This window comes from Pseudomonas sp. W2I6, from assembly GCF_030815935.1.
Lineage (GTDB): Bacteria > Pseudomonadota > Gammaproteobacteria > Pseudomonadales > Pseudomonadaceae > Aquipseudomonas.
The window spans coordinates 1,194,056-1,209,188 of the sequence record NZ_JAUSXJ010000001.1; the positions used below are offsets into that span (position 1 = coordinate 1,194,056).

19 protein-coding genes are annotated in these 15,133 nt (G+C 61.3%); 10 read left to right on the top strand and 9 right to left on the bottom strand.

The window, feature by feature from the left end:
* Positions 1-79: 79 nt before the first annotated feature.
* The gene (locus tag QF039_RS05630) at positions 80-514 is read right to left on the bottom strand and encodes a PilZ domain-containing protein (RefSeq protein WP_003218717.1); all 435 of its coding nucleotides are present in this window, start codon (positions 512-514) and stop codon (positions 80-82) included.
* Between QF039_RS05630 and QF039_RS05635 the strand changes: the two genes are divergently transcribed.
* The 5 genes from QF039_RS05635 (at position 513) to cysB (ending at position 4,439) form a co-directional block, all read left to right on the top strand.
* Positions 513-905, top strand: coding sequence for a thioredoxin (locus tag QF039_RS05635; protein WP_307517133.1), 393 nt, complete (start codon positions 513-515; stop codon positions 903-905). The two genes, QF039_RS05630 and QF039_RS05635, sit on opposite strands and share 2 nt — an antisense overlap.
* A complete protein-coding gene (locus QF039_RS05640) occupies positions 902-1,864 on the top strand; it encodes a putative 2-dehydropantoate 2-reductase (protein ID WP_102368441.1) in 963 nt (320 codons plus the stop codon). Before QF039_RS05635 ends, QF039_RS05640 begins: the two co-directional genes overlap by 4 nt.
* A 14-nt stretch (positions 1,865-1,878) precedes the next feature.
* On the top strand, positions 1,879-2,796 hold the full coding sequence (locus QF039_RS05645) for a 5'-nucleotidase (protein ID WP_003218711.1): 918 nt from the start codon (positions 1,879-1,881) through the stop codon (positions 2,794-2,796).
* Positions 2,797-2,859: 63 nt separating this feature from the next.
* Positions 2,860-3,360 carry a universal stress protein gene (locus QF039_RS05650; protein WP_003218709.1) on the top strand — a complete coding sequence of 167 codons (501 nt, stop codon included), beginning with the start codon at positions 2,860-2,862 and terminating at the stop codon, positions 3,358-3,360.
* A gap of 104 nt (positions 3,361-3,464) precedes the next feature.
* Positions 3,465-4,439, top strand: a complete 975-nt coding sequence (cysB, locus tag QF039_RS05655) for an HTH-type transcriptional regulator CysB (RefSeq protein WP_307517134.1) — start codon at positions 3,465-3,467, stop codon at positions 4,437-4,439.
* Positions 4,440-4,444: 5 nt separating this feature from the next.
* Here cysB and QF039_RS05660 read toward each other — a convergent pair whose 3' ends face one another.
* Both QF039_RS05660 and QF039_RS05665 read right to left on the bottom strand, forming a co-directional pair.
* Positions 4,445-4,927 (bottom strand): GreA/GreB family elongation factor, encoded by a 483-nt coding sequence (locus tag QF039_RS05660; RefSeq protein ID WP_307517135.1) that lies wholly within the window; start codon positions 4,925-4,927, stop codon positions 4,445-4,447.
* Between the two features lie 15 nt (positions 4,928-4,942).
* A complete protein-coding gene (locus QF039_RS05665) occupies positions 4,943-5,311 on the bottom strand; it encodes a hypothetical protein (RefSeq protein ID WP_003218702.1) in 369 nt (122 codons plus the stop codon).
* 131 nt (positions 5,312-5,442) lie between these two features.
* Here QF039_RS05665 and earP point away from each other — a divergent pair, with 131 nt between their 5' ends.
* Both earP and QF039_RS05675 read left to right on the top strand, forming a co-directional pair.
* Positions 5,443-6,576: an elongation factor P maturation arginine rhamnosyltransferase EarP gene (gene earP / locus QF039_RS05670; RefSeq protein ID WP_307517136.1), complete on the top strand. Its 1,134-nt coding sequence runs from the start codon at positions 5,443-5,445 to the stop codon at positions 6,574-6,576.
* 49 nt (positions 6,577-6,625) lie between these two features.
* The gene (locus tag QF039_RS05675) at positions 6,626-7,198 is read left to right on the top strand and encodes an elongation factor P (RefSeq protein WP_003218698.1); all 573 of its coding nucleotides are present in this window, start codon (positions 6,626-6,628) and stop codon (positions 7,196-7,198) included.
* 67 nt (positions 7,199-7,265) lie between these two features.
* Here QF039_RS05675 and QF039_RS05680 read toward each other — a convergent pair whose 3' ends face one another.
* From QF039_RS05680 to QF039_RS05695, 4 genes are all read right to left on the bottom strand, one after another.
* The gene (locus QF039_RS05680; RefSeq protein ID WP_307517137.1) at positions 7,266-8,282 is read right to left on the bottom strand and encodes an alpha/beta hydrolase; all 1,017 of its coding nucleotides are present in this window, start codon (positions 8,280-8,282) and stop codon (positions 7,266-7,268) included.
* A 25-nt stretch (positions 8,283-8,307) separates the two neighbouring features.
* Positions 8,308-8,727 carry an organic hydroperoxide resistance protein gene (locus QF039_RS05685; protein ID WP_003218695.1) on the bottom strand — a complete coding sequence of 140 codons (420 nt, stop codon included), beginning with the start codon at positions 8,725-8,727 and terminating at the stop codon, positions 8,308-8,310.
* A gap of 253 nt (positions 8,728-8,980) precedes the next feature.
* Positions 8,981-9,433 (bottom strand): MarR family winged helix-turn-helix transcriptional regulator, encoded by a 453-nt coding sequence (locus tag QF039_RS05690; protein WP_003218693.1) that lies wholly within the window; start codon positions 9,431-9,433, stop codon positions 8,981-8,983.
* A gap of 77 nt (positions 9,434-9,510) precedes the next feature.
* On the bottom strand, positions 9,511-10,461 hold the full coding sequence (locus QF039_RS05695) for a LysR family transcriptional regulator (protein WP_008437773.1): 951 nt from the start codon (positions 10,459-10,461) through the stop codon (positions 9,511-9,513).
* Between the two features lie 108 nt (positions 10,462-10,569).
* Here QF039_RS05695 and QF039_RS05700 point away from each other — a divergent pair, with 108 nt between their 5' ends.
* A complete protein-coding gene (locus QF039_RS05700) occupies positions 10,570-11,319 on the top strand; it encodes a sulfite exporter TauE/SafE family protein (RefSeq protein ID WP_087693650.1) in 750 nt (249 codons plus the stop codon).
* Here QF039_RS05700 and QF039_RS05705 read toward each other — a convergent pair.
* Positions 11,309-12,190, bottom strand: coding sequence for a LysR family transcriptional regulator (locus QF039_RS05705; RefSeq protein ID WP_023659060.1), 882 nt, complete (start codon positions 12,188-12,190; stop codon positions 11,309-11,311). The two genes, QF039_RS05700 and QF039_RS05705, sit on opposite strands and share 11 nt — an antisense overlap.
* A 70-nt stretch (positions 12,191-12,260) precedes the next feature.
* Between QF039_RS05705 and QF039_RS05710 the strand changes: the two genes are divergently transcribed.
* Positions 12,261-12,467, top strand: a complete 207-nt coding sequence (locus QF039_RS05710; protein WP_003218685.1) for a DUF1127 domain-containing protein — start codon at positions 12,261-12,263, stop codon at positions 12,465-12,467.
* 45 nt (positions 12,468-12,512) lie between these two features.
* Positions 12,513-13,742, top strand: coding sequence for a winged helix-turn-helix domain-containing protein (locus QF039_RS05715; protein ID WP_307517138.1), 1,230 nt, complete (start codon positions 12,513-12,515; stop codon positions 13,740-13,742).
* On the opposite strand, the gene QF039_RS05720 is transcribed toward QF039_RS05715, so the two are convergent.
* On the bottom strand, positions 13,722-15,068 hold the full coding sequence (locus QF039_RS05720) for a class II 3-deoxy-7-phosphoheptulonate synthase (protein WP_087693647.1): 1,347 nt from the start codon (positions 15,066-15,068) through the stop codon (positions 13,722-13,724). The genes QF039_RS05715 and QF039_RS05720 overlap by 21 nt on opposite strands.
* Positions 15,069-15,133 lie beyond the last annotated feature (65 nt).

Sequence of the window (15,133 nt, forward strand, 5' to 3'; positions counted from 1 at the left end):
AGCACAGCATGATTTAAGTGCAGCGGGGAGCGGAACCTTAGCGCGTTACAAGGCTGCGAGACAATGGGCAACGTCCGCTTTAATCCAGCGCTGGCAGCACAAAAGCCTCATGGGAGAACTCGCCGGCATGGCGCGTGACCCATTCCCGGGCCAGGGCTTCGCTCTGCCCGGGTGTGGGCTCGACGCCTTCGTGGAGGCGGCAGTACCGTTCGATCTGGCACACTTGCTCACCCATCCGCGCACCGAACAAGGCCTGCTCATCGGTAAAGGCAATGTCGACGCGGTAGCCGTTTTCGGCCTTGCGGCACCATGCCACATAGCCCGGATAGCGGGCCGTCTGGCCCAGTGAGGGGATGTGCAACTCGATGGCCGCGCCCTGGCGCCAGGCCCGTGGGCAATTGCATGCGACGCCGCCCAGGCCGATAGTGTGCAGCCGTTGGCGGGAAATGCCGGAAATGGGGCGTTGGGTTATTTCGACAGCGACATCATCAGGGTGAGGAAAGAAACGACCCATGCACACGGACTCCGAACACCGTCCAGTTGACGGCGGTGGCAGCAGTATAGTGAAAGAACTGCAACTTACCGACCTGGATATCGACCAGCAATTACTGGGGCTTCCCGGCACGTCCCTGGTGGTGTTTACCGGTGACGGCTGCTCGCGTTGCCGCTTCCTGCACCAGCAACTGCCGGGTTGGGACTTGCCGGTGGACCGGGTGTGCTGGGTGGATGCGGGTCACAATGGCGGGGCAGTGGAGCGCTACGAGATCTTTCACCTGCCGGCGTTGTTTGTGGTGTGTGACGGGAAATTCCATGGAATATTAGCGTCACTGACGCGTCTGACCGCCAGCGACCTGGCTCAAGGTGTGCAGCAGGCGCTCAAACGAATACCAGAGGAGTTGCCATGACCGAAGTAACAAAACAGTCGCCACGGATCGGGATCATCGGCACCGGGGCCATTGGTGGCTACTACGGTGTGATGCTCGCGCGCGCCGGCTTCGATGTGCATTTCCTGCTGCGCAGCGAGTACGCGGCGGTCAGCGAGCGCGGCCTGCAACTCAACAGCACGATCCACGGAACCGTGCACCTTCACCCGGTACAGGCTTATGCCCGCGCCGCCGACATGCCGCCGTGCGACTGGCTGCTGGTGGGCACCAAATCGACCGGGAATGTCGAGCTGGCCCCGACCATCGCTCAGGTTGCCGCCCCGGACGCCAGGATAATCCTGTTGCAAAATGGCCTCGACGTAGAGGACAGCCTGCGTGAACACCTGCCGCCGTCGCTGCACCTGCTGGGTGGCCTGTGCTACATCGGCGTGCACCGTTCCGGTCCCGGGATCGTCGAGCATCAGGCGCTGGGCCGGGTCAACCTGGGTTACCACAGTGGCCCCGCGGCCAACGATGACAACGGTCGGCAAGCCATCGTCGAAGAAGGCGCCGCGCTGTTTCACCAGGCCGGTATCGATTCCCAGGCCATGGCCAATGTGCACCAGGCGCGCTGGCATAAACTGGTGTGGAACGTGCCTTACAACGGCCTCTCGGTAGTGTTCGGCACGGGCACCACGGCGATGATGGCGGATGAGTCCAGCCGCGAACTGATCCAGGCGCTGATGGCCGAAGTGGTGCAGGGCGCCCACGCCTGCGGGCATGAGATTCCCGCCAGTTACGCCGGGCAGATGTTCACCATGACCGAGAGCATGGATGACTACTTGCCCAGCATGTATCACGATTACGTGCACAAGCGCCCGCTGGAACTGGCGGCGATCTACGCGCGCCCCTTGGCCGCGGCCAACGCGGCGGGTTGTGAATTGCCACGCATGCAGGCGCTGTATCAGGCCTTGAGTTTTATGGATCGGCATAACCGCTGATTGGGGGGAACACCATGGCGAAGGGATTGGGCGACAAACTGGTGCTGGCGATTTCCTCGCGAGCGCTGTTCGACCTGAGCGAGAGCCACAAGGTCTACCTGGCCCAGGGCGTCGAGGCGTACCGCAAGTACCAGATCGACCACGAGGAAGAAACCCTCGAGCCCGGTGACGCCTTCCCGCTGGTGAAGAAACTCCTGAGCCTCAACGCGAGCCTCGGCCGCGCCCGGGTCGAGGTGGTGCTGGTGTCGCGCAACAGTGCCGACACCGGCTTGCGTGTATTCAATTCGATCCAGCATTACGGGCTCGACATCTCCCGCGCGGCGTTTGTCGGCGGGCGCAGCCCTTATCCTTATCTGGCGGCGTTTGGCTGCCACTTGTTTCTGTCCACCCATGCCGAGGATGTGCGCAGCGCCCTGGATGCCGGGTTTGCCGCAGCGACGATTCTGTCGGGCGGCGCAGGTCGGGCCTCCAGTGCCGAATTGCGGATCGCCTTCGATGGCGACGCGGTGCTGTTTTCCGACGAGTCCGAGCGCGTCTATCAGTCGGGCGGCCTTGAAGCCTTCCAGGCCAGCGAGCGCGAATCCGCCCGCGAGCCGTTGCGCGGCGGCCCATTCAAGGGCTTCCTGGCGGCACTCAACCTGTTGCAGCGCGAGTTCCCCGACGAGTCCTGCCCCATCCGCACTGCGCTGGTGACCGCCCGTTCGGCGCCTTCCCACGAGCGGGTGATTCGCACGCTGCGCGAGTGGGATATCCGTCTCGACGAGTCGCTGTTTCTTGGTGGCCTGGAGAAGTCGGCGTTCCTCGAAGCCTTCGCCGCCGATGTGTTTTTCGATGACCAGGAAGGGCATTGCGAGAAGGCCCGGGAGTTCGTGGCTACCGGCCACGTACCCCATGGCATCAGTAACGAGTTGAAAATTCAGACCGAGGGCTGAGCACTGCCAAAGGCGCTGCTAAGCTGAATCAATCCCCGCCATCCTGGCTGCCCAGGAGGTTCTATGATTCGTTCGATGCTGTACGCCACTGACCTCGGTCTGTATGCCCCCTATGTGATGCAACATGCCCTGGCGCTGGCGCGAACGTTCAAGGCTGATCTGTATGTGATTCACGTGGTCGAGCCCATCGGGCTGTTCGCCGAATCGGTGTTGCAGAGCTACCTTGATGAGAAGGCCTTGAGTGAATGGCAAAGCCAGGGCCTGACGACGGTGATGGCGACCATCGAGCAACGGGTGCTCGACAGTTTTCGCGAGGAGCTGGGGGACGGGGAGCAGGACCTCAAGTTGATCCGTTCGGTGCGGGTGATCCAGGGTGATCCTTGTGAAGTGATTCTCGACCAGTCGCAGAAACTCTCTGTGGATTTGTTGATCGTAGGTAGTCACAGCCAGGCGGTCGGGGTGGCAACACCTCTGGGGAGAACCGCCGCACGGGTGCTGCAGCTGTCCCAGGTGCCGGTGTACCTGGTGCCGCTGTTGCAGCGTCGACGCAGTGACGACGTGTGATTGGTAGAAAACGATAAAAAGTTCTAGATTTATCCGTCTAACCTTTAATATAGTTATATACCGTCGCTGATACCCGTGGCGTCTATCCGCTTTGAGGGACACATATGAAGCTTCAACAACTGCGCTACATCTGGGAAGTGGCGCACCACGACCTCAACGTTTCCGCTACTGCTCAAAGCCTTTACACCTCGCAACCCGGTATCAGCAAGCAGATCCGCCTGCTCGAAGATGAGTTGGGCGTTGAAGTGTTCGCACGCAGCGGCAAGCACCTGACCCGTGTCACCCCGGCCGGTGAGCGCATCATCACCACCGCCGGCGAGATCCTGCGCAAGGTCGAAAGCATCAAGCAGATCGCCCAGGAATTCTCCAACGAGAAAAAGGGCACCCTGTCGATCGCCACCACCCACACCCAGGCGCGTTATGCGCTGCCGTCGGTGATCAGCAGCTTTATCAAGCAGTACCCGGACGTGGCCTTGCACATGCACCAGGGCTCGCCGATGCAGATCGCCGAGATGGCCGCCGACGGCACTGTCGATTTCGCGATTGCCACCGAAGCGCTGGAATTGTTCGGCGACCTGGTGATGATGCCGTGCTACCGCTGGAACCGTTGCGTCGTGGTCCCACAAGGCCACCCATTGGCCAAGCTGCCGAAGCTGACCCTGGAAGCCCTGGCTGAATACCCGATCGTGACTTACGTGTTCGGTTTTACCGGCCGTTCGAAACTCGACGAAGCCTTCAGCCATCGTGGCCTGACGCCGAAAGTGGTGTTCACCGCGGCTGATGCCGACGTCATCAAGACTTATGTGCGCCTGGGCCTGGGTGTCGGTATCGTCGCCAAGATGGCGGTCGACACCAAGCTCGACAACGACCTGGTGGTGCTCGATGCCAGCGAGCTGTTCGAGTCCAGCGTGACCAAGATCGGTTTCCGTCGTGGCACCTTCCTGCGTGGTTTCATGTGCGACTTCATTGAAAAATTCGCGCCGCACCTGACGCGCGAAGTGATGGCCAAGGCCATCCAGTGCCACAACAAGCAGGAACTGGAAGAGCTGTTCGACGGCGTTGAACTACCGGTTCACTGATCGGCTTACTTCACCTCGGTAACAGCAAACTGTTGCCGAGCGCCCCCCACCAGAATCTCCACCTCATCCCCTTCAAACTTGCCCAGCAGGCTTTTGCCCAGGGGCGAGCGTGGGGTGATGACGGTCACCGGTTGCCCCACCACATCGACCTTCAAGCCTGCGCCGTCCGGCGCCAGGAATAGCCACTGCTGGCGATTGTTTTCATCTGCCAACCCCAGTAATGCGCCGACTTCGATGCCGCGCTGGTCATCGTAGGCCCGCAGCTGCATGTTCTGGCAGAGCGTCAGCGCCTGCCGGATCTCCTCGACGCGTCGGGCCTGGCCGGCTGCCAGGTAAGAAGCCTCCAGGCCCAGGGTGTCGTACTTGTTCTCGGCGATGTTTTCTTCGTGGGTCGCGGTTTCGTACGCGGTTTGCGCGGCGCGCTGGGCGATATCGAGATCGACCGCGAGTTTGTCCAAAACCAACTGGTGAACGGCGTGTTTATTCATGGGCGGCTTTCGTGATCAATCGCAAAATTGCAGGACGTTGGCCCGGCTCTTGTCGTTGGGGGCGTTCTGGTCCTGTTGCAGCCAGAACTGGCATTTGGGGTTGGACAGGTTGCGCGGGTTGTTGCGGGCCTGGTCCAGGGTTTGCTGTTGCTCCTGTTTGCGCAGGTTCTCCTGGTACTGCTCGAACATCCGGTTCGGTGGCTCCGGTGCAACCACCTCCGGCTTGCCCAGTTGCTGCACCACTCGGGCCACCGGCGCCACGGTTTGCTCGGGCAGGTAGCGGGAAGCCAGCCACACGCTCAGCACAATGGCGATAAACCCCAGCCACAGGCCGAAGGCCACGGCGATACTGAGCTTGAACAGCGAGAACGAACGATCAGACATGGTGGCCTCCTGGCAGGCACGTGTGGCATGGCGCCGATTGTCCCACAGCCGCGCGCAGAATAATCGCGATCAACCCTTCTGTATCGAGGCATTTATACGGACAATCGAGCCTTTGAGCGTTGGAGCCCGGAATGAAAGCCCGCTGGGATATTTTTTGCAGCGTCGTCGATAACTACGGCGACATCGGCGTGACCTGGCGCCTGGCCCGGCAATTGGTGGCGGAACAAGGGTGTGCGGTGCGCTTGTGGGTCGATGACCTGCGGGCGTTCGAACGCATGTGCCCCGAGATTGATGTGCAGGTGCACCAGCAATGGCAAGAGGGCGTCGACGTGCGCTACTGGCCCTCCGACTGGCCGGCGACCGACGCGGCAGACGTGGTGATCGCTGCGTTCGCCTGTCAATTGCCGCCTGGCTACATGGAAGCGATGGCCGCACGCGACCGCACGCCGTTGTGGATGAACCTGGATTACCTGAGCGCCGAAGACTGGGTGGTCGGCTGCCACGGTTTGCCCTCGGTGAAATTCAAGGGCGTGCAAAAGTACTTCTTCTTTCCCGGATTCCGTCCCGGCACCGGCGGTTTATTGCGTGAGGCGGGGCTGCTGGAACAGCGCGATGCCTTCCAGCAAGACGCCGCCGCCCGGCAGCAGTTTCTGCAGGCGCTTGGGGTTTTCCCGGTGGACGGTGCGCGAATGATGTCGTTGTTCGCCTATGAAAACGCCGGGCTGGCCAGTTGGCTTGACGTGCTGGCGGCCGATGGGCGCGCCACTCATCTGCTGGTGCCGGAAGGGCGGATCCTCGGAGATGTGCAGGGCTGGCTGGGGGTCGAGTCATTGGAAGTAGGTGATGTGCACCGGCGCGACGGGTTGACCGTGCAAGTGCTGCCGTTTATGCGCCAGGAGCAATACGACCGGCTGTTGTGGTGCTGTGACTTCAACGCCGTGCGCGGCGAAGACTCGTTCGTGCGGGCGCAATGGGCCGGGCGGCCACTGTTGTGGCATATCTATCGCCAGGACGAAGACATTCACCTGGACAAGCTCGATGCGTTCCTTGAGTTGTATACCGAAGGTCTGTCTCCGGCTGCGAAAGTCGCGTTGGTCGGCCTTTGGCAGGCCTGGAACGCTGATGGCGATATGGCACTTTGCTGGAAAATGCTGCTGGAACACTGGCCGGAAGTGACCGCGAACGCCGAGAAATGGGCTCTGGAACAAGGCTCGCGGACCGATCTTGCGACGGCGCTGGTACAGTTTTATGTAAATTGGATATGATACGCGACCTTGATTTTTGTAAATCCCATCCAAATTTCGGATATTCGCAATGAAAACTGGTAAAGAACTGAAACCCGGTACAGTGATCCGTCTCGAAAACGACCCTTGGCTGGTTCAGAAAGCTGAGTTCACCAAGTCTGGTCGTAACAGCGCAATCATGAAGACCAAGCTGAAGAACCTGCTGACCGGTTACAAGACCGAGATCGTCTACAGCGCCGATGACAAACTGGACGACGTGATCCTCGACCGCAAAGAAGCGACCCTGTCCTTCATCAGCGGCGACACCTACACGTTCATGGACACCACCGACTACACCATGTACGAGCTGAACGCTGAAGACATCGAAGCCGTTCTGCCGTTCGTGGAAGAAGGCATGGAAGACGTCTGCGAAGCTATCTTCTTCGAAGACCGTCTGGTTTCCGTAGAGCTGCCGACCACTATCGTGCGTAAGGTTGCCTACACCGAAGGTTCCGCTCGCGGCGACACTTCGGGCAAGGTGATGAAGCCTGCCAAGCTGGCTAACGGTACCGAACTGCAAGTAGCCGATTTCATCGAAATCGACGACCTGATCGAGATCGACACCCGTGAAGGTGGTTCGTACAAAGGTCGCGCCAAGAAGTAATTCCTGCGCCACCGGTACGATAAAAAAAGCCCGACCATCAGTCGGGCTTTTTTGTGGGTGCCGGTTTTTACTTCAGGTGTTGCTTCAGCTCCTCGGACGCCTGCAGCAGCGCCGAACGAACCTCCGGTACCTGGCTGACGACATTCAGCAAACCGTAGTCATGGATCATGCCGTTGTAGCGTACGGCGGTCACCGGTACACCGGCTTCATCCAGCTTGCGGGCATAGGCTTCGCCTTCGTCACGCAGCACGTCCGAGCCTGCGGTCTGAATCAACGCAGGTGGCAAACCCTTGAGCTGCGCGGTGCTTGCCCGCAGGGGCGACGCATAGATCTCGGCGCGCTGGTTGGTGTCGGTGGTGTAGTTGTCCCAGAACCACTTCATCATGTTGCGGGTCAGGAAGTGGCCTTCGGCAAACTGGTTGTAGGACCCGGTGTCGAAGTTGGCGTCGGTCACCGGCCACAACAGCAGTTGGAACTTGATTGACGGAGTGCCCCTGTCCTTGGCCATCAGGCTGACCACCGCTGCCATGTTGCCGCCGACGCTGTTGCCGGCGACGGCCAGGCGTTTGCCATCAACGTTGATCTCGCTGCCGTGTTCGGCCACCCACTTGGTTGCCCCGTACGCCTGGTTGATCGCCACCGGGTAGTGCGCTTCAGGTGATGGCGTGTAGTTGACGAACACCGCCGCCGCTCCCGACCCCACCACCAGGTCACGCACCAGGCGCTCGTGGGTCGGGAAATCCCCGAGTACCCAGCCACCGCCGTGGAAGAACATGAACACCGGCAATGTGCACTTGACCCCGGCCGGACGCACGATGGTCAGGCTCAGCGGCTGGCCATCGACCTGAATGGTCTTCTGGCTCACGTCGGCCTTGGGCAGCGTCAGTTTCACGCCTGACTGTGCACCTGTCAGCACCGCACGGGCTTCCCTGGGCGTCAGTTGCTCCATCGGTTTGCCGGTGCCGGCGTTCAGTACATCGAGAAACGCCTGGGTGTTGTGCTCCACGTCACCGCTGGCCGCAAAGGCATTGGTGATCGAGAAGGCGAGCAGGGTGCCGGTGAGTACTTTGCCAAATGTGTTCATGTTCTTCTCCAAAAAACCGCGTGGGTCAGACGGTTACGTGCAGGCGTACATCGACGTTGCCACGGGTGGCGTTGGAGTAAGGGCAGACCTGGTGCGCAGCGTCGACCAGGCTTTGCGCGTCGTCCTGGGCCAGGCCGGGCAAGCTGACGTGCAGGTCGATGTCCAGGCCGAAACCGCCGGGGATTTGACCGATGCCGACGTGGGCAGTGATCGAAGCGTCATCCGGGATTTTGCGTTTGGTCTGGCTGGCGACGAATTTCAGGGCACCGATGAAGCAGGCGGAGTAACCGGCGGCGAACAGTTGTTCCGGGTTGGTGGCCTGGCCACCCGCGCCGCCCAGTTCTTTTGGCGTGGAGAGTTTTACATCGAGGATGTTGTCGCTGGAAACAGCACGACCATCACGGCCGCCGGTGGCGGTGGCTACTGCGGTGTAGAGAGCTTGCATGGTGATTTCCTCGTCAGTGTTTGCGCTAAATGTTTGTGCGCTAAGTAAGTGGCGAGGTGAATGTATCGCGCTAATAATTAGTGCGCAAGATATATTTGGAAAATATTTTGCGTGCTTTGATAGCCAGGCATTGCACAAACAAATGTGGGAGCGGGCTTGCTCGCGAATGCGGTGTGACAGTCACTAGATGCATTGACTGATCCACCGCATTCGCGAGCAAGCCCGCTCCCACATTTTTTGATGCGTGGTGCCTTTAGAGGGAGACTTGCAGGTTTTTTCGCAGTGCCAGTAAATCGCCCTGCAGCTTGCGCAACTGCTCGATGTCCAGCCCGCTGGCGCCCAGGATGCACTGTGGAATATCCATGGCTTTGTCCCGCAGGGCGCGCCCGGCCTCGGTCAATTCAACCACCACCACGCGCTCGTCTTCGCGGCTGCGGGTGCGGCTGAGCAGGCCTTCGGCTTCCAGGCGCTTGAGCAGCGGCGTCAGGGAGCCGGGATCCGTCAGCAGGCGATTGCTGATTTCGCCTACGGTCAAGCCATCCTCTTCCCACAGCACCATCATGGCCAGGTACTGCGGATAGGTCAGGCCGAGGGCTTGCAGCAGCGGTTTGTAGACCTTGGTCATCAACAACGAGGTGGAATGCAGGGCAAAACACAGCTGGTTGTCGAGCAACAAGGATTCGCAGGTATCGAGGGGCTTGGTCATGGCAGTGCCTTAAAACGTGTCTGGTTTCGAATCTAGCGGGCAAATCTTTAACGCGCCAGACAATTCTGTCCGGCCGGTCAACCCAGGCCGCTTTGCAGTGCCAGGTCCCAGGGCGGCACAGGGCTGAAGCGCGCCTTGAGGTATTCCAGCAACAAGCGGCTGCGGGCGTTGGCGTGTTGCTCCAGGCGTAGCGCATAGATGCCCGCGGTTTCAGGCGTCGGCAGGCCGTTCTCGCAGAACAGCGGGACCAGTTCACCGCGCACCAGGTATTCACTGGCGAGCCAGGTGGGCAGGTGCGCAACACCCAGTCCGGCCAGCGCGCCTGAAAGCAGGGCTTCGGCGTTATTGGCGCTCATGCGAATGCGCTGCGGGCGGTAGGTGGATTTGCGCCCATCGAGCTCAAAACGCCAGGCGAACATCGGTGCCAGGCCTTCCCAATCCAGGCCGTCATGCTCGCTTAACTGGCTGGGATGGGTCGGCGTGCCACGGCTTTTCAGGTAGGCCGGGCTTGCGCAAGCGATGCGCACAATGCTGGCCAGTGGCGTGGCAATCAGCCGGGTGTCGACGATATGCCCGGCCCGCAGCACCAGGTCGACCTTGCCCAGATGCTCGCCCTGCATGTCGACAAAGCTGTCGATCAAGTGCAGGTGCACGTCCAGTCCCGGATAGACATTGAGAAAGTCAGCGATGGCAGGCGCCAAATGCCGCCTGCCGAAAGCCGCCGGTGCGTCCACGCGGATCAAGCCTTCAGGCGCATGACTCAGCGACACCGCTTCGGCCCGCGCCAGTTGCAGCTCGCTGACAATCCGCCGGGCGCGCTCGGCAAACGCCAGGCCGGCGGGCGTCGGCACCACCGCATGGGTGCTGCGTTGAAACAGCCGGCTACCCACCGAGCTTTCCAGGCTGTCGATGCGCCGCGCCACGGCCGAGGGCGTGAGCGGGTGACGGCGCGCGGCTGCGGAAAAGCTGCCGGCTTCCAGTACGTCGAGAAACAGGCTCAGTTGATCGGTCAATGTATTGGGGTTCATCAGCGTCTGCTTGTGCGAGATTGGCACAGCCATTGTGCGTTGCTGTGCGTTTCCGCACCAGAGCGGACTGCGTAGCATGCAAGGCCTGGGAACAGCAGGAGCGAGCGGGTGGCAGATTTAGCGTTGTATTTAATGCTGGGCGTAGCGTTGGGCACGGTCGGTGGCTTGTTCGGCATCGGCGGCGGGCTGATTGCCATTCCCGTGCTGGGGGTATTTTTCGGCCTCGACCAGCAGATCGCCCAAGGCACGGCCCTGGTGATGGTGGTGCCGAATGTGATGCTGGCGTTGTGGCGTTATCACCAGCGCAACCGGATTGAATTGCGTCATGCACTGCCGTTGGGCGTGATGGGTTTTTCCTTCGCCTGGCTGGGCTCGATCTGGGCGGTGGGGATCGATGCTGACGTGATGCGGGTGGGTTTTATCGCGTTTCTGCTGGTATTGGCGTCCTACAACCTGCTGCGAATGTTTACCCACAATGCACCGCCGTCAGCGCAGATGCGTTATTCCTGGCCGTGGCTTGGGGTGTTGGGCGCGGCGTCGGGCTCCATGGGTGGCTTGTTCGGGGTGGGCGGTGCAGTGGTTGCCACGCCGGTGCTGACCAGCATCTTCGGCACCAGCCAGGTAGTGGCCCAAGGGCTGTCGCTGGCCCTGGCGCTGCCGAGCACCAGCGTGACCCTGGTGACCTACGCCTGGCACCACGAAGTGGACTGGCTGATCGGCGTGCCTTTGGCCGTCGGCGGTTTGCTCAGTATCAGTTGGGGCGTGAAAGTCGCCCACGCCATGCCGGAGCGCATGTTACGCGGGCTGTTCTGCGGGTTCCTGGCGGTGTGTGCGGTGATGCTGACGTTTAAAGTTTGAAGCCTTCGAGGATGTATTCGGCGAGGCATTCGGTAATCGGCGAGGTGGTACGCGGGTTGCGCAACAATCGCAGATTGACCGACGGCAGCGGCGGAAAACCGTCCGCTGTGCCCAATATGCGCAGGTCTTCGGTCACCAGGCTTTCCATATTGATCGTGACGGCCAGGCCGGCACCCACCACTGCCAGGATCGCGGCCCCGTTGGAGCTGTGATACGCCAGTCGGTACTCCTGCCCCTGGGCGTCCAGCGCGGCGCGTGCCCACTGCGTGCAAAAACTGTCGAGGCCGGAAATGGCCAGGGGCAGGGCGCTGTGCTCATCCATGCAGAAGCACGGCGCCGCCACCCACACCATGCGTTCATGGCGCAGCAGTTCGCCGATTTCATTTCCCGGTTCGCGGCTGATAACGGTCAGGTCGAGGTCCCGGCGCTGCATCAGCACCGGCGACGACTCGCAGTGCATTTCAATCTGGATCAGCGGGTAAGCCTTGGAGAAGCGCTTGAGAATCCCCGGCAAGTAGCGCATCACGTAATCGTCCGGGGTGCCGATGCGCACCAACCCGACCATGTGCGGCTCGCGCAGGGTGTTGAACACCTCGCTGTGCAGCTTCAGGATCCTGCGGGCATAGCCCAATAGCACCTGGCCTTCCGGAGTCAGCCGCACCTGGCGACCATCGCGCTCGAACAACTTGCGCTGCAACACATCTTCTTCCAGGCGTTTCATCTGCATGCTCACCGCCGACTGGGTGCGGTTGACCTGCTCGCCGGCGCGGGTAAAGCCCCCTTGATCAGCGATGGCGACAAAGGTGCGCAGCACCTCGGTGTCGATACTCGGGTAGCTGGACAATTGATCAATCTCCGAGATGTATTGCATAAGAAACATTCGTTGGATTGATCATAGCGCCAGGCACAGACTTCAGTCATCCCCACTGGAGGGCGAGATGATGAAAGGTCAAAGAGGCTTTGTACTGATGGCGAAGCGGCCGTTTTCCGGGCTGCTTCAACTGGGTTCCCGGTGGATGGCCGTGCACCGTGAGCGTCAGCTGTTGATGAGCATGAGCGATGAGGCGCTCAAGGACATCGGGCTCAACCGTGGCGATGTCGAGCAGGAAAGCCGCCGGCATTTTTGGGAAGACCCGCTGCGAAAATGACTCGGGATGCAGTAGGGTGGTTCGCGAGCACACAAGGAGATGCCCATGCCCGCAGAACTGTCCTTTTCCCTCAAGCAGGCGCGACGCCTGGCGCTGGCCGCCCAGGGTTTTTCCGGGCGCCAGCCGCCGGCGTTGATCAAGGCGGCGCAGGTCAATCGCCTGGTTGAGCGTTTGGGCGTGTTGCAGATTGATTCGGTAAATGCGGTGGTGCGTTCGCACTACCTGCCGCTGTTTTCCCGTCTGGGGCATTACTCTCCGTTGATTCTAGAACAGGCCGCCTGGAGTTCGGGGCGGCGCCGCTCGCTGTTCGAATATTGGGGGCATGAGGCGTCGTTGTTGCCAATGGCGCTGTACCCATTGATGCGCTGGCGCATGGAACGGGCGGCCCGGGGGCAGGGGATCTATCAGCAAATGGCGCGTTTTGGTCGCGAGCAGCAGGCCACCATCGCCCGGGTGCTGGGCATCGTCGAACAACAAGGCGCCCTGGGTGCGGGCAGTTTGTCGACCCGCGAGGAGCGCGCCGGCCCGTGGTGGGACTGGAGCGATGAAAAGCATGCGCTGGAATGGTTGTTCGCCGCCGGCCAGGTGACCGTCGCCGGGCGGCGGGGTTTTGAGCGTTTGTACGACCTGCCGGAGCGTGTGATCCCGGCCGACATTCTCCAGCAAGCCCCGTTGGACGAGGCAGAGGCGCAACGCGGTTTGCTGCTGCACAGCGCCACGGCGCTGGGGGTGGGCACTGAAAAAGACCTGCGCGACTACTTCCGTCTGGACCTGGCCGACAGCCGTGGGCGCCTGGCGGAGCTGGTCGAGGATGGGCAATTGATCACCTGCGACGTGCAGGGCTGGAAGCAGCCAGCCTATTGCCTGCCCGAGCCAAAAGTCCCGCGCAAGGTGCCTGCCAGCGCACTGTTATCGCCTTTTGATTCGCTGATCTGGGAGCGCAGCCGTACCGAGCGGTTGTTCGATTTCCGCTATCGCCTGGAGATCTACACGCCCCAGGACAAGCGGGTATATGGCTACTACGTGCTGCCGTTCCTGCACAACGAGCGGATTGCCGCGCGCGTGGATCTGCGGGCGGAGCGGGCGGCCGGACGCCTGGCGGTGCATGCCGTTCACGAGGAAGAGCCGGGGCTGGGCGAGGAGGGCATGCGCGCGCTGGCCCTGAATCTGCGGCAGATGGCCGACTGGCTCGGGCTTGAGCAGATACAGCTCAATTGCCAGCGGGCCAGTGCGGCACGGTTGCGGGTAGAGCTTTTAACGCTTGACCTGTTTTAGCGTCTCGGCGATCAGGAATGCCAATTCCAGCGACTGATCGGCATTCATCCGTGGGTCGCAGTGGGTGTGGTAGCGGTCCGACAACCCGTCTTCGGTAATCGGCCGTGCGCCACCGATGCACTCGGTGACATTCTGCCCGGTCATCTCGATATGAATCCCGCCGGCGTAAGTGCCTTCGGCTTCATGCACCTGGAAGAACTCCTTCACCTCACTGAGAATCTGCGCGAAGTCCCGAGTCTTGTAGCCGCTGCTGGCCTTGATGGTGTTGCCGTGCATCGGGTCGGAACTCCACAGCACCTGCTTGCCCTCGCGCTGTACCGCGCGGATCAGGTTGGGCAGATGGTCGCCGACCTTGCTGGCACCCATGCGCGCAATCAGGTTCAGGCGGCCCGGGTCGTTGTCCGGGTTGAGGATGTCGATCAGGCGGATCAGGTCGTCGGGGTTCATGCTCGGGCCGACCTTGACCCCGATCGGGTTGTTCACCCCGCGCAGGAATTCGACGTGGGCACCGTCCAGTTGGCGGGTGCGATCACCGATCCAGAGCATGTGTGCCGAGCAGTCGTAATAGTCGTTGGTCAGGCTGTCGCGGCGCACGAAGGCTTGTTCGTAGTTGAGCAGCAGCGCTTCGTGGGCGGTGAAGAAACTGGTCTCGCGCAGTTGCGGCGAGCTGTCCATGCCACAGGCACGCATGAAGGCCAGGGTTTCGTCGATGCGGTCGGCCAGTTGGCTGTACTTCTCGGCCAGGGCGGAGTTGGCAATGAAGTCCAGGTTCCACTTGTGCACCTGGTGCAGGTCGGCAAAACCGCCCTGGGCAAAGGCCCGCAGCAGGTTCAAGGTGGCGGTGGACTGGTGGTAGGACTGCAGCAGGCGGTCCGGGTCCGGCACGCGGCTTTTTTCGTCGAAACCGATGCCGTTGACGATATCGCCGCGGTAGGCGGGCAGGGTGATGCCGTCGATGGTTTCATCGTTGGAAGAGCGCGGCTTGGCGAACTGGCCCGCCATACGCCCGACCTTGACCACCGGGCAGCCGGCAGCGAAGGTCATCACAATCGCCATCTGCAGCAGCACCTTGAAGGTGTCGCGGATTTTTGCCGCCGAGAACTCGGCAAAACTCTCGGCGCAATCGCCGCCTTGCAACAGGAAGGCGCGGCCCTGGGTCACCTCGGCAAACTGACGGCGCAACTCACGGGCTTCACCGGCAAACACCAGCGGCGGATAGCTCGCCAGGTTTTGCTCGACCTGCGACAAATGCGCGGCGTCAGGGTACTGGGGTTGTTGCTGGATCGGCAGGGCGCGCCAGCTGTCGGGGCTCCAGGGTTGGCTCATCATGAACTCGAGTGATTTGCGGTCGGGCCGTCATGTTATCAGCAATTAGTACGTGACCTGCTGCC

Bases quoted from the DNA above. Each gene is read 5' to 3' on its own strand.
- QF039_RS05635 (WP_307517133.1), top strand. From the start codon at position 513: ATGCACACGGACTCCGAACACCGTCCAGTTGACGGCGGTGGCAGCAGT.
- QF039_RS05630 (WP_003218717.1), bottom strand. From the start codon at position 514: ATGGGTCGTTTCTTTCCTCACCCTGATGATGTCGCTGTCGAAATAACC.
- QF039_RS05640 (WP_102368441.1), top strand. From the start codon at position 902: ATGACCGAAGTAACAAAACAGTCGCCACGGATCGGGATCATCGGCACC.
- QF039_RS05645 (WP_003218711.1), top strand. From the start codon at position 1,879: ATGGCGAAGGGATTGGGCGACAAACTGGTGCTGGCGATTTCCTCGCGA.
- QF039_RS05650 (WP_003218709.1), top strand. From the start codon at position 2,860: ATGATTCGTTCGATGCTGTACGCCACTGACCTCGGTCTGTATGCCCCC.
- cysB (WP_307517134.1), top strand. From the start codon at position 3,465: ATGAAGCTTCAACAACTGCGCTACATCTGGGAAGTGGCGCACCACGAC.
- QF039_RS05660 (WP_307517135.1), bottom strand. From the start codon at position 4,927: ATGAATAAACACGCCGTTCACCAGTTGGTTTTGGACAAACTCGCGGTC.
- QF039_RS05665 (WP_003218702.1), bottom strand. From the start codon at position 5,311: ATGTCTGATCGTTCGTTCTCGCTGTTCAAGCTCAGTATCGCCGTGGCC.
- earP (WP_307517136.1), top strand. From the start codon at position 5,443: ATGAAAGCCCGCTGGGATATTTTTTGCAGCGTCGTCGATAACTACGGC.
- QF039_RS05675 (WP_003218698.1), top strand. From the start codon at position 6,626: ATGAAAACTGGTAAAGAACTGAAACCCGGTACAGTGATCCGTCTCGAA.
- QF039_RS05680 (WP_307517137.1), bottom strand. From the start codon at position 8,282: ATGAACACATTTGGCAAAGTACTCACCGGCACCCTGCTCGCCTTCTCG.
- QF039_RS05685 (WP_003218695.1), bottom strand. From the start codon at position 8,727: ATGCAAGCTCTCTACACCGCAGTAGCCACCGCCACCGGCGGCCGTGAT.
- QF039_RS05690 (WP_003218693.1), bottom strand. From the start codon at position 9,433: ATGACCAAGCCCCTCGATACCTGCGAATCCTTGTTGCTCGACAACCAG.
- QF039_RS05695 (WP_008437773.1), bottom strand. From the start codon at position 10,461: ATGAACCCCAATACATTGACCGATCAACTGAGCCTGTTTCTCGACGTA.
- QF039_RS05705 (WP_023659060.1), bottom strand. From the start codon at position 12,190: ATGCAATACATCTCGGAGATTGATCAATTGTCCAGCTACCCGAGTATC.
- QF039_RS05710 (WP_003218685.1), top strand. From the start codon at position 12,261: ATGAAAGGTCAAAGAGGCTTTGTACTGATGGCGAAGCGGCCGTTTTCC.
- QF039_RS05715 (WP_307517138.1), top strand. From the start codon at position 12,513: ATGCCCGCAGAACTGTCCTTTTCCCTCAAGCAGGCGCGACGCCTGGCG.
- QF039_RS05720 (WP_087693647.1), bottom strand. From the start codon at position 15,068: ATGAGCCAACCCTGGAGCCCCGACAGCTGGCGCGCCCTGCCGATCCAG.